We start from the raw sequence: 12,367 nt of genomic DNA, 5'->3' as shown, positions 1-12,367 counted from the left end.
CTTTCACGACGAGAGGTCCCCCGCGGAGAGCGGCCGGGTGGCCGCGACGTCGAGCTCGCCGCGCACGTCCCCCGGGATCAGCAGCAGCCGGCTGGGCTGCCGCACCGGGTCCCGCGGCGTGAGCGCCGCGAGCTGGGCCTCCGCGGTGAGACCCGCAGCGCCGAGCGCACGCAGCTCCCGCCGGTTGAGTCCCACGGGCAGTGGCCCGTTGCCCAGGTCGGTGCCGTAGCGGACGCGGCCCCCGCGCTGCGCGAACCCGGCGAGGTTGTCTCGCGCGATTTCGAATGCCGCGTCTGGCGTGCCCCACCCGTGGATGTCGAGCGTTGAGATCCACACGCTGTCGCGGGCGAAGGCGCGCAACTCAGCGTCGTTCAGCCGCTCGGTGAACGGGGTGTGCGCAAACACGCGGGCTCCGAGGCGATACGCGCGCAGCGCCTCCCCGGGCCCCTCGGCGTGTGCGACCACCGGAAGCCCGGCGGCGCCCGCGGCGGCAACGATCGCACTGAACACCTCGTCGCTGAGCACCGGCCCGGCGGCACCGTTGCTCGCCACCTTCACGTGGTTCGCACCGTGCCTGGCCATCTCGGCGACGGCCGCGACCGCGGCGTCCACCTCGGACACCTCACGGGTGGAGCCTGCCGGCGCCCACTCGCGATCGCTGGGGTAGCCGCCGGGTGCGGTAATGAAGGCGCCCGCGTAGTCGACACGCACCCCGAGCGCCGGATCGGGCCGGCCGGGGTCCTCGCTGAGCGCCCGCAGTACGGCGGGGTTGCCGCCGAGATCGAGCACTCGCCCGATCGACCCGCCATCGAGCTCTCGCTCGTCGATGAGCTGCAGGTGCACGTGCCAGTCGGTAAAGGTGCCGGTGACGAGGCCCGCGTCGAGCACGGGGCCCGAGCCCGAGTGATCCGCCGTGATCGTGATCGCCCCGTCGTCCGCCACACGCAGCTCGCCGAGCCGCACAGCGCCCGCAGCGTCGCGATAGTGCGCGCGCATCGTCATCGGTGTCCTTCCGCTCTCATGCCGGTTCGAAGATGCCCCGCCTCGAACGTAACACGGATCACACGGCCCACTCGGAGCACCGCAGGCCGGGAACCAGGAGCCCAGAGCCCAGCACACACCGACCTCCGGGCACACAGCGGGGCCCGCGACCGATACCGATCGCGGGCCCCGCTGTGTAGCCGCTAGGCGGGCTTCGTGGCGATGCTCACGATCTTGGGCACCCGCACGATCACGTTGACGATCGTGCGATCACCGATCGCGCGCTGCACGCCGGCCGACGCGCGCGCTGCCGCCTCGGCGTCGGCCTCGCTCACGGTCGCGGGGAGCGTGAGCCGATCGCGCACCTTCCCGTCGACCTGAACCACCATGGTGACCTCGTCCTCGACGAGGAGTGCCGGATCTGCCTTGGGCCACTCGGCGAGGGCGACCGTGGGCTCGTGCCCCAGCTTTGCCCACATGTCTTCTGCGGCATACGGGGCGAACAGCGACAGAATCATCGCGACGGCCTCGGCGGACTCACGCACGGCGGGATCGGCCGCACCGGCGCCCGCGTCGATGGCCTTGCGGGTCACGTTGACCTGCTCCATGAGGCGCGCGACGAGCACGTTGAACTTGTACGCCTCGACCAGGCCCGGGGCGTCAGCGAGCAGGTGGTGCGTCGCGCGGCGCAGCGCCGTGTCGCCGCTGGCCGGGTCGGTGCCGAGCGGTGCGCCGTCGCGCTCCACGTCGTCGGCCACGCGCCACGCGCGCGCCAGGAACTTCGCGGACCCCTGCACCGACACATCAGCCCAGTCGATGTCGTCCTCCGGCGGGCCAGCGAACGCGAGCGTGACGCGCAGCGCGTCGGCGCCGTGCGCCTGCAGCTCGCTGGCGAACTCGACGAGGTTGCCCTTCGACTTCGACATCTTTGCGCCGTCCTGCAGCACCATTCCCTGGTTGAGCAGCGCGGTGAACGGCTCCTCGAAGTCGAGGTAGCCGAGGTCGTGCAGCACCTTCGTGATGAAGCGGGAGTAAAGCAGGTGGAGGATCGCGTGTTCCACGCCGCCCGCGTACTGGTCGATCGGACCCCAGCTGTTGACGAGCTCGGGGTCGAACGCCTGCGTGGGATCGGTCGCCGACAGGAATCGCAGGTAGTACCAGGAGCTGTCAACGAAGGTGTCCATCGTGTCGGGGTCGCGAGTCCAGGTCTCCCCGGTCTCGGGGTCGACGACCGTGGCCCACTCGGTTGCAGCGCCGAGCGGCGAGCTCCCCTTCGGCTTGAGGTCGAGGCCTTCGGAAGCCGGCAGCTCCACCGGCAGCACGGCGGTGTCGACCGGGCGCATCTCGCCATCGGCGCCGTGCAGGATCGGGATCGGGGTGCCCCAGTAGCGCTGGCGGGAGATCAGCCAGTCGCGCAGGCGATAGGTCGTAGCGGCGCGGCCGGTGCCGCGCGCCTCGAGCACCTCGATCGCCTTCGCGATCGCGTCGAGCTTGCCCAGCCCGTCGAGCTCACCCGAGTTCACCATGACGCCCTCACCCGAGGTGGCGAGTCCGCTCTCGGCCGGATCCGGCAGCTGCGCGCCGTCGGCGTCGCGCACGTCGACCACCACGCGCACGGGCAGCTCGAACTTGCGCGCGAAGTCGAGGTCGCGCTGATCGTGCGCGGGCACGGCCATGATCGCCCCGTGGCCGTAGTCGGCCAGCACGTAGTCGGATGCCCACACGGGAATGCGCTCCCCATTGACCGGGTTCACGGCGAAGCGGTCGAGGAAGACGCCGGTCTTCTCACGCTCGGTGCTCTGCCGCTCGATCTCGGTCTGCTTCTGCGTCTGCTCAAGGTATGCCTGGAAGCGCATGCGCACCTCGGGCGACGCGTCAGCGACCAGCTCGGCCGCGAGGTCCGCGTCCGGGGCGACCACCATGAAGGTGGCGCCGTGCAGGGTGTCCGGGCGGGTGGTGAATACGGGCACCTTCGCGTCGCGGCCCTCGATTTCAAACTCCACCTCGGCGCCGCGGGACCGACCGATCCAGTTGCGCTGCATGTTGAGTACCTTGGTGGGCCACTTGCCCTCGAGCTGGTCGAGGTCGTCGAGCAGGCGATCAGCGTAGTCGGTGATGCGGAAGTACCACTGCGTGAGCTTCTTCTTCACGACCATCGCGCCGGAACGCTCGGAGGTGCCGTCGGCGAGCACCTGCTCGTTGGCGAGCACGGTCTGATCTACCGGGTCCCAGTTGACCCAGCTGGCCTTGCGGTACGCGAGGCCCTTCTCGTACATCTTGAGGAACAGCCACTGGTTCCAGCGGTAGTACTCGGGGTCGCTCGTGTGGAGCACTCGGCTCCAGTCGAACGACGGCGCGTACACGCGGAAGCTCGCCTTCTGCTGGGCGATGTTCGCGTAGGTCCACTCGCGGGGATCGACGCCGCGCTTGATCGCCGCGTTCTCGGCGGGGAGCCCAAATGAGTCCCAGCCGATCGGGTGCAGCACGTCGTAGCCCTGTCCGCGCCAGTAGCGCGCGAGCACGTCGCCGAAGCAGAACGCCTCGGCGTGGCCCATGTGCAGATCACCCGAGGGGTAGGGGAACATGTCGAGCACGTACTTCTTGGGGCGCGTCGAGTCGCCGGCGCCCACCTCGAACGGCTTCAGATCTTCCCAGACGGGAAGCCAGCGATCCTGAATCGCCTGAAAGTCGTAGCCCTCGGCTTCACGGCCCTGCTGCTCGGTCACACACACCTCGATCTTGGTTCGCCTCGCCGCGCGTCAGCTCGGCACATACCCTCCAGAATACCGCGTCGAGCTGGTTCTCCTGGCCGCCGCGCGAATCACGCGGCGAGCTCAGCGCTGCGCAGCAACCTGGGGCGCGATCGCGGCAAGTATCGCGGCCGCCTTCAGGCGCTTCTCGGCGACCTCGCGCGCCGGATCCGAGTCAGCCGTGATCCCGCCACCGGCTCCGACGAGCACGCGGCCGCGTCGCAGCTCCGCGCCTCGAATGGTCATCGCGAGCTCGGCGTCGCCGCTCCGGTCCACCCAGCCGAAACAGCCGGAGTACAGGCCCCGCGGCCCGGACTCGATCGCCGCCAGCAGCTCGACGGCCCGCCGCTTCGGGGCGCCGGTCATTGAGCCGCCGGGGAAACACGCCGCGATCGCGTCGGCGACCCCCCGGCCGGGAGCAAGGCGCCCGCTCACCGTGCTGACAAGCTGGTGCACGTGAGGGTGCGTCTCCACCCGGAGGAACCCGGTGACCTCGACCGTGCCCGGCGCGCACACCCGGGCGAGGTCGTTGCGCATGAGGTCGACGATCATGAGGTTCTCGGCCCGCTCCTTCGGGTCGCGGGCGAGCTCCTCGGCCAGGCGCAGGTCCGCTTCGGGGGTGCTGCCGCGCGGCCGCGTCCCCTTGATTGGGTGCGTTGCGAGTCGCCCGCCGCGAAGTGACAGAAAGCGCTCGGGGCTGGCGCTCACCAGCGAACGCTCGGGCGTGACGATCACCCCGCCGCGGCTTGCCGCGCCCCTCTCGCGAAGTCGCTCGTAGAGCTGAAGCGGTGCGGGGTCCGCAGCGGTCTCGGCCGTGTCGGTGAGGCAGAGCACGTACGCGTCGCCGTCGCCGATCGCGCGCTTGCAGGCCGCAACATCGGTGGCGTAGTGGGCGTCCGAGCGGCGCCACCGGGCGGGGCTGCGGAGGGGGATCCTGGCGGCTCTGGCGGCGCTCGGCTGCGCGGCTCCGGCGGGGCTCAGCTGCCCGGTTCCGGGCTCGGGGGCGAGTACCGCACCGTGTCGCGCAAGCCACGCGTCGATCGCCCCATCGCTCTCGGCTCGGAGTTCCCCGCGCTCCCCGGTCACGGCGAGCACCACGTCGAGGCGCAGCGCGAGCGCCGGAGCTGCGTCGTCCGGCGCCGGGGTGAGGCCCAGCAGCGCAACGCCGAGCTCGTAGCCCAGCGCGACCACCCAGCCACCCCAGAACCCGCCCTCCGGGCACAGCTCCTCCGGGGTTTCAGCCGCCGCGGCAGACCCCGCCTCCGCAGCGGGATCCGATCCCGCGGCCGCAGGACTGACCTCAGCGAGAAACTCGCGCTCACGCCCACGCTCTGCGGTGCGCACGGCCGCGGCGATGCCGAGGTAGCTCGTGCCCGGCTCCCCCGCTGGCGCGGCGTCGCCGTCGAGCCAGCACCAGGCGGGTGCCGCCGCGGCGAGCCGCCGCGCGACCGCGACCGCGCCACCGGCGATGCGCACCGCTCGCCGCGCCCCGCGCTGTCCCCCTGCTGCCACGGAGACCAGCGTAGCGCGGTGCTACGCTCGGGCCATGCCCGCGCTGCCCGATGACCGTGAACTGCTGGTTGCCGACTCATTCAGGGTGCGCGTGCGCGACGGCCGCGCCGAGGCGCGCGGGCTCGCCGCGCACCTCGACCGCTTCGCCGCGACGGCGGTGGCGGCCGCGCAGCCCACCGACCCCGTAGATGCCGCCGCGACCGCGGCGGGCGCCCGCGCGTTCAGCGCTGCGGCGCTGCCCCGGATCGCCGCGTACGGGGCGGGCTTTCCGCGCCTGGAGCTGTGGCGCACGGCAACCGGCGAGGTCGCGTACGATCTCGCCCTGCGGCCGCTACCGGAGCTCGGCGACACGATCGAGCTCCGCAGCGCCGGGAGCTTCGCGCTCGCGCAGCCGCGACGCAAGGGCCCGGGGATTTCCCGGCTCGCAGATCTCAACCGCGCGCTCGGCGCCGAGGCGCTCCTGCTGGGCCCAGCTGGGCACGCACGCGAGGGCGCGACCACGAGCCTCGTATTCTGGGACCCCGCCGGCGCGGGACACGTGATCGCCGATCGCGAGCGCGTCGCCTCGGTGACGGAGCTCCTGCTCGGTCGCGCCGCCCAGCTCACGCCCGCCGCGGCAACGCCGGCCGAGCTTCGCGAGCAGGAGGTCTGGGCCGTGAACGCGCTGCACGGAATCAGGCCGGTGACGCGGCTCGACGGGGTCGCGCTGCGCGCCCCCGACACGGAGCGCCTGCGGCGGCTGCGGGACGCGCTGGACCGGTGCTGGGAACCCCTGCAGTAGCAGGCCACGCGGGAGCTCGCACACGGCGGGGACGCACCCCGAGGAGCCTGCTACACCGACGGCGCGGCGAGCTCAATCCGCTGCGCCCGAATCCCCTCGGGAAGCTCGGTGTGCGTGATGAGAACCACGGCCCGGTCCGCGGGGACTGCGCCGACCAGGTCGAGCAGCAGCCGGTCGGCGAGTTCGCGGTCGACGCCCGCGGTGGGCTCGTCGAGCACCACCACGGGGAAGTCCGCGAGCAGCGCGCGGGCGAGCGCGATCCGCTGCGCCTGGCCACCGGACACGAGGGCCCCGTGCTCGCCGACGGCGGCGTCGAGCCCGCCGCGCGAGCGCGCCCACTCGCCGAGTCCGACCCGGTCGAGTGCGGCCATCAGTTCCTCGTCCGTGGCGGTGTCGCGCGCAAACTTGAGGTTCTGGCGCAGGTCTGCGTCGAACAGGTGCGGCAGCTGCTCGCACAGCCCCACCGTCTTGCGCACGTCCGCGATCGGGAGCGTCGACGCCTCGACCCCGCGCAGGCGGTACGAGCCGCGGTAGGCGAGGAAGCGCACCAGGGCGAGCGCGAGCGTGCTCTTGCCGGCGCCGCTCTCCCCCGTGACCACGAGTGTCTGACCGGCGGCCAGCTCGAAGCTCAGTCCGGAGACCGCGTCGCGGGCCGCGCCGGGGTGGCGCACGGCGAGATCGCGCACCTCCACGAGCGGCGCGGCGGGGTCGAGCTGCGGCTCGCCGGACGCGGCGTCTGCGGGGCCGGGGACTGGGATCTCGGTGGGGATCTCGGTCTCGGTGAGCGCCGCCACTCGGTCGGCGCTCGCGCGGACCGCCCGGCGCGCCGCGAGCGCGGCGGGCACCTGTCCGAAGACCTCAAAGACCGCCGCGGGGACCACGACGGCGGCCGCGAAGAGCGGTGCTGAGACGCCCTGGCCGAGCGCGGGAAGCAGGATCAGGAGGGTGAGGATCGACGCGAGCCCCGAGGCGGCGGCGAGGATTGCGCCCGTCGCGCCGGCCGAGCGAGCGCGACGCAGCTGCACCGCGGACAGCCGGGCCTCTGCGGCCTCGATGCGCGCGCGCTGCTGGCCGATCGCGCCGAACGCGGTCAGCACCTCGGCCGAGGCAAAGCGCTCAAGCAGCGCGTCGACGAGACCGGCGCGCGCCGCGCTCAGCTCGCGGTCTGAAGCGCCGGCAGTGCGCTGAGCGAGCACCACTGCGAACAGCCCTCCCGCGAGCAGCATCACGGTGAGCACGAGTGCCGCGAGCGGCGAGATGAGCGCGATCACCGCGATGCTCAGGATCACTACGACCGCGCTCACGGCGATCGGCTGCCGCACACGCAGCGGCTCGTCTTGCAGCTGGTCCACGTCGTCAACGAAGGCGGCGAGCACCTCGCCGCGGCGGTGCGACTCGATTGCGCCGGGCACCCGCGGGATGAGCGCGGTGAAGGTATCCGCGCGGAGCGTCGCGAGCTGCGCGAGCGCGGCGTCGTGGCTAAACAGGCGCTCCGTGTATCTGAACGCGGCGCGCCCGATCGCGAGCGCGCGCACGCCGACGATCGCAAATGTGAGGTGCAGGATCGGCGGCTGCTCACCGGCGCGCACGATCAGCCACATGCTGAGACCGAGCAGGCCGACCACGCTGAGATCGGCGAGCACCCCGAACGCAAGCCCGGGTCCGCGGCGACGAGCCGCCGGCATGGCGCGGTGCAGGACCGCTTTCCGGCCCGCGGCGACGTGTGCGCTCATCGAGTGGCTTCTTCCTCTGCGAGTGATAGTGATTCGGGCTCGGCGGGCCGCACGTGCACCACGCGATCGGCGGCGTCGAGCACCGCCTGGCGGTGGCTGACCACGACCACGGCTCTGCCGGTGTCCGCCTCGTCCCGCAGCGCCCGGCACACGAGCGCCTCAGTGCCGCGGTCGAGCGCCGACGTGGGCTCGTCGAGCAACAGCGCCGTTTCGGGGCCGAGCGTCCACGCGCGGTACAGGGCGCGGGCGATGGCGATGCGCTGCGCCTGGCCTCCGGACACGCCGGCGCCCACGGCGCCCAGCTCGTGCTCCGGAGCGAGTGCGGGAAGCCCCGCGGCGTCGAGCGCGCGGCGCACCCGACCCGTGTCCACGGTCTCGGCGCCGAGCGTGACGTTCGCGGCGACGGTCCCCTGGAGCAGCCCGGCGCGCTGTCCCACCCAGGCGAGCTGCGCGGGCCGCTCGATCACACCGGCGGCGGGCTCGACGAAGCCGAGCAGCGCCGCGAAGACCGTGGACTTGCCGGCGCCAGAGGGCCCGGCGATCGCCACGACCTCGCCCGGGGCAACGTCGAGGCTGAGGGGGCCCACGACCGCGCGGCCGCCGCGCGCGATACGCACGTCGGTGAGCCGGATCGCACCGGCGGTGCCGCCGCGGACCTCGCCGCCCGCGGCGGCACCGCCCGTCCGCTCGGCCGCGGCGTCGCCGCCGCGCGGCCCCTCGATCAGTTCGAAGACCTCGCCGGAGGCGGCGAGCCCCTCGGTTGACGCGTGGAACGCGGCGCCGACCTGGCGGATCGGGATAAACACCTCGGGAAGCAGGAGCAGCACGAAGAGCCCGAGTCCGAGGGGGAACTCGCCGTTCACGAGGCGGGTGCCCACCGTAACGGCGACGAGCGCGATGGAGAAGGTCCCCGCGAGATCCAGAACGAAGCCGGAAAGGAACGTGACGCGCAGCACCTTCATGGTGCGCGAGCGATACTCCTCGGTCTCTGCCGCAATGCGCGCGGACTGCCGCTGCTCGCGGCCAAAGATCTTGAGGGTCGCGAGGCCCGCGACGGCGTCGAGGAACGACGAGGAGAGCCGCTGCAGCTGCGCCCACTGCCGATCCTGCACCGCCTGTGTGGCCATGCCAATCAGGATCATGAAGACGGGAATGATGGGGAACACGACCAGCACGGTGATCCCGCTCACGGGATCTGCGAACAGCACGGCGATGATCAGGATCGGCGTCGCGACCACGGTGAGCACGAGCTGCGGCACGTAGCCCGAGAAGTAGCCGTCGAGCGCGTCGAGGCCGCGGCCGAGCGTCGTCGCGTGCGCACTGTCTGAGCGCTCGGACGAGTGCTCCGGTGAGCGCGCGTCAACGGCGTCGAGCGCCGCGGCCCGCAGCTGCGCCTTGACCCTGACCGCGCCGCGCGCGGCGACGGCGTCCATGCCCCAGGCCGCGGCGGAGCGCACGCAGAGCGCCACGAGGCCGCCGCCGATCAGCAGCGGCAGATCCTCCGGCGCGAACGCGCCCTCCCCGATCCGGCCGGCGGCGCCGCCCTCGTTGCCGAGCCACGGCAGCGCCACCGCGGTGATCGCCTGTGCGAGGCACCAGCTCCACGCGAGAATCGCGAGGGTGCGCACGAGTCCGAGCACGCCACCGAGGATAAAAACGCTGCGTGAGGCGCGCGCGTAGCGCAGCAGCCGCGGGTCAAAAGGTTTCACGAAGTTCCTGTGCATTCGAGACGGGCAGGAGGACGGGGCCAGTGGGCGCTATCCGGGAGTCTACGGGAGCGGCGGGTCATACATCTGATGAAACCCCGGGCCGCCCCGCGAATCGCCCGCCGAGTGAACAAAGCCCCGGGCCGCTTGCGCGCCCCGGGGCTTCAGTCAGATACGCGGCGAGAACCGCACCCGCGCTCGCGAACGAACGCGGGTGCGGGTGCGACCCCCTAGTGGGCGACGGCCGCGACGGTCTCCCGCGAGAGACGCTTCCGGAAGATCCAGTACGTCCAGGCCTGGTACGCGAGCACCAGCGGGAGGGTGAACACGGCGACCCAGGTCATGAGCTCCAGGGTCTTCTGCGAACTCGCGGCACCCTCGATCGACATTGAGAATGCCGGGTCGAGACTCGAGTGCATCAGGTTCGGGAAGAGCGCCATGAAGATCGCGAGGAGTGCGAACGCAATCGCCGCGGCGTTCGCGGTGAACGCCCAGCCCTCGCGACCGCGGAAGTTCGCGAGCCAGCCCCAGATGAGCGCAACAGCCGCGAGCGCCGAGCTGGCGATGATCGCCCACAGGGTCTCGCTCTCGAGGTGCTGCACGATCGTCCAGATCAGGAACGCGGCGCCCACGACGATCGTCACGACACCAACCTTCGTGGCGAGGGCACGAGCGCTCTCACGCATGTCGCCAACCGTCTTCAGCGCCACGAACACGAGCCCGTGAGTGAAGGTGATGAGCAGCAGCGTCAGGCCACCGAGCAGGCCGTACGGGTTGAGCAGCGTGAGCAGCGTTCCCTCGTACAGCCAGCCGCCGTTGTCCATGCGGGAGATCGGCAGGCCCTGCGCCAGGTTTGCGAACGCGACACCCCAGAGCAGCGGCGGAAGCACCGAGCCCCAGAAGATGAACTGGTCAAACCAGCGGGTCCAGTTGCGGCCCTTGCCCTGGTGCCGGTACTCGAACGAGACACCGCGCAGGATCAGAGCGACGAGGATCAGCAGCAGCGCCAGGTAGAACCCGGAGAACATCGTGGCGTACCACTCGGGGAACGCCGCGAACAGGCAGGCACCGGCCACGATGAGCCAGGTCTCGTTCAGGTCCCAGACCGGCCCGATCGTGTTGATGAGCAAGCGACGGTCGGTGTCGTCCTTGCCGAGGAAGGGCAGCGAGATGCCCACGCCGAAGTCGAAGCCGTCGAGCACGAAGTACCCGATGAGCAGGACACCGACGATGAAGAACCAGAGTGTGGTGAGTTCCATGTTCGTGATCCTCCTAGTAGACCGTCGCCAGCGACTGCTGGTCGGGTTCGCCGGTTTCGTCCTTCTCCAGCTCCGGCGGTCCGGCCTTCGCGGCCTTCACGATGAGCTTGAACTCGACGACCGCGAGGGCGCCGTAGACGATGGTGAACACGATGAGCGACACGAGCACGGCCCAGCCAGGCACGCCGGGCGAGACGCCGCGCTCGGTTGTCATCACGCCGAACACGATCCAGGGCTGGCGACCCATCTCGGTGAAGATCCAGCCCACGAGCGACGCGAGCATCGGGATCGGGGCGGTCCAGATCGCGACCTTCCACACCCACTTGGGGAGATCGGTGTTCTTGCGCGTGATCCACAGGCCGACCGCCGACACGAGTGCGGCGAAGGCGCCGAGGCCGATCATCCAGCGGAACGCCCAGTACGTGACCCAGATGATCGGGGTGAACGAGCCGTCCGTGGGGCAGGTGAGCGCGCTGCTCGCGTCGCCGCAGTACATCTCGGTGTACGCCGCCTGCAGGTCGTTGATCCCCTCGACGGTGCCGTCAAAGGTGCCGGTCGACAGGAACGACAGCAGGTACGGGATGCGCACGGAGAAGATCTCGTGCAGGCCGTCAGGTGTGCCGAGGCTGAAGATCGAGAACGAAGCGTCGGCGCCAGACGAGGTCGCGTAGTGCGCCTCCGCGGCCGCCATCTTCATCGGCTGCGTCTCCGTCATCACCAGGCCGAGCGAGTGGCCGGTGAGGCCGACGCCCACGAACGCGAGGATGTTTGCCCAGGCGCCGAAGCGAAGCGCGGTGCGCATCTCGTCAACGAACTGGTTGCGCTGCAGGTGCCACGCGGCGACCGCGACGAGCACCACGCCGGCGAACATGATCGACGCGAAGATCGTGTGCGGGAACTGAGTCACGGCAACCGGGTTGAGGAGCACGTCGCCGATGTTGTCGAGCTCGGCGCGGCCGCGCTCCGCGTTCAGCGTGTACCCCACCGGGTTCTGCATGAAGGCGTTCGCCGCGAGGATGAAGTACGCCGAGAGCACGGTGCCGATCCAGACGAACCAGATGCTCATGAGGTGGAGCTTCTTGGGGAGCTTCTCCCAGCCGAAGATCCAGAGCCCGATGAACGTCGCCTCAAAGAAGAAGGCGATGAGGCCCTCCATCGCGAGGGGGGCACCGAAGATATCGCCGACGAAACGCGAGTAGTCGGACCAGTTCATGCCGAACTGGAACTCCTGCACGATGCCGGTGACGACACCCATCGCGAAGTTGATCAAGAAGATCTTGCCGAAGAGTCGCGTCAGCTTCAGGTATTTCACCTTGCCGGTCCGCACCCAGACGGTCTGCAGGATCGCGACGAGAAGGCTGAGCCCGATGGTCAACGGCACGAAAATGAAGTGGTACAGCGTTGTCAAGCCGAATTGCCATCGTGCCAGCGTCAACGCGTCGAGAAATTCGTTCATGTATCGCTCCTGAACGAAGGAGTGCGCACCCCAGCAAGAGGGTAGACACTCCCCTAGTGAGATCCGCCACGAGATGTCATTCTCGCCGGAGCTACCGGTCGGCGACCAGTTAGTGCAAGACTACACATGTCTGTGAATATCCTGCGAATCAATTTTGACGTCAAGCAAGTTTTTGCTTCACGTCGAGCG

At 70.6% G+C, this 12,367-nt stretch carries 8 protein-coding genes; 1 reads left to right on the top strand and 7 read right to left on the bottom strand.

Features of this window, described 5'->3' with window-relative positions:
- Positions 1-3 precede the first annotated feature (3 nt).
- From EV139_RS11085 to EV139_RS11075, 3 genes are all read right to left on the bottom strand, one after another.
- The gene (locus tag EV139_RS11085) at positions 4-1,002 is read right to left on the bottom strand and encodes an amidohydrolase family protein (RefSeq protein WP_130454384.1); all 999 of its coding nucleotides are present in this window, start codon (positions 1,000-1,002) and stop codon (positions 4-6) included.
- Between the two features lie 182 nt (positions 1,003-1,184).
- Positions 1,185-3,707 carry a leucine--tRNA ligase gene (gene leuS, locus EV139_RS11080; protein WP_130454383.1) on the bottom strand — a complete coding sequence of 841 codons (2,523 nt, stop codon included), beginning with the start codon at positions 3,705-3,707 and terminating at the stop codon, positions 1,185-1,187.
- A gap of 108 nt (positions 3,708-3,815) precedes the next feature.
- A complete protein-coding gene (locus EV139_RS11075) occupies positions 3,816-5,243 on the bottom strand; it encodes an anthranilate synthase component I family protein (RefSeq protein WP_241989030.1) in 1,428 nt (475 codons plus the stop codon).
- A 34-nt stretch (positions 5,244-5,277) separates the two neighbouring features.
- Between EV139_RS11075 and EV139_RS11070 the strand changes: the two genes are divergently transcribed.
- On the top strand, positions 5,278-6,024 hold the full coding sequence (locus tag EV139_RS11070; protein ID WP_130454382.1) for an aminotransferase class IV: 747 nt from the start codon (positions 5,278-5,280) through the stop codon (positions 6,022-6,024).
- A gap of 50 nt (positions 6,025-6,074) precedes the next feature.
- Here EV139_RS11070 and cydC read toward each other — a convergent pair whose 3' ends face one another.
- The 4 genes from cydC to EV139_RS11050 form a co-directional block, all read right to left on the bottom strand.
- Positions 6,075-7,757, bottom strand: coding sequence for a thiol reductant ABC exporter subunit CydC (gene cydC / locus EV139_RS11065; RefSeq protein WP_130454381.1), 1,683 nt, complete (start codon positions 7,755-7,757; stop codon positions 6,075-6,077).
- Complete coding sequence (gene cydD, locus EV139_RS11060) at positions 7,754-9,466, bottom strand: thiol reductant ABC exporter subunit CydD (protein ID WP_130454380.1); 1,713 nt, start codon at positions 9,464-9,466, stop codon at positions 7,754-7,756. The genes cydC and cydD overlap by 4 nt, the downstream gene beginning before the upstream one ends.
- A 227-nt stretch (positions 9,467-9,693) precedes the next feature.
- A complete protein-coding gene (cydB, locus tag EV139_RS11055) occupies positions 9,694-10,722 on the bottom strand; it encodes a cytochrome d ubiquinol oxidase subunit II (RefSeq protein ID WP_130454379.1) in 1,029 nt (342 codons plus the stop codon).
- Positions 10,723-10,735: 13 nt separating this feature from the next.
- Complete coding sequence (locus EV139_RS11050) at positions 10,736-12,178, bottom strand: cytochrome ubiquinol oxidase subunit I (protein ID WP_130454378.1); 1,443 nt, start codon at positions 12,176-12,178, stop codon at positions 10,736-10,738.
- Between the last annotated feature and the right edge of the window lie 189 nt (positions 12,179-12,367).

Source organism: Leucobacter luti (assembly GCF_004217175.1).
GTDB classification, from domain to species: Bacteria; Actinomycetota; Actinomycetes; order Actinomycetales; family Microbacteriaceae; genus Leucobacter; species Leucobacter luti.
Note: the sequence above shows the minus strand (reverse complement) of the source record. Positions and strands in the feature narration are given on the sequence as shown.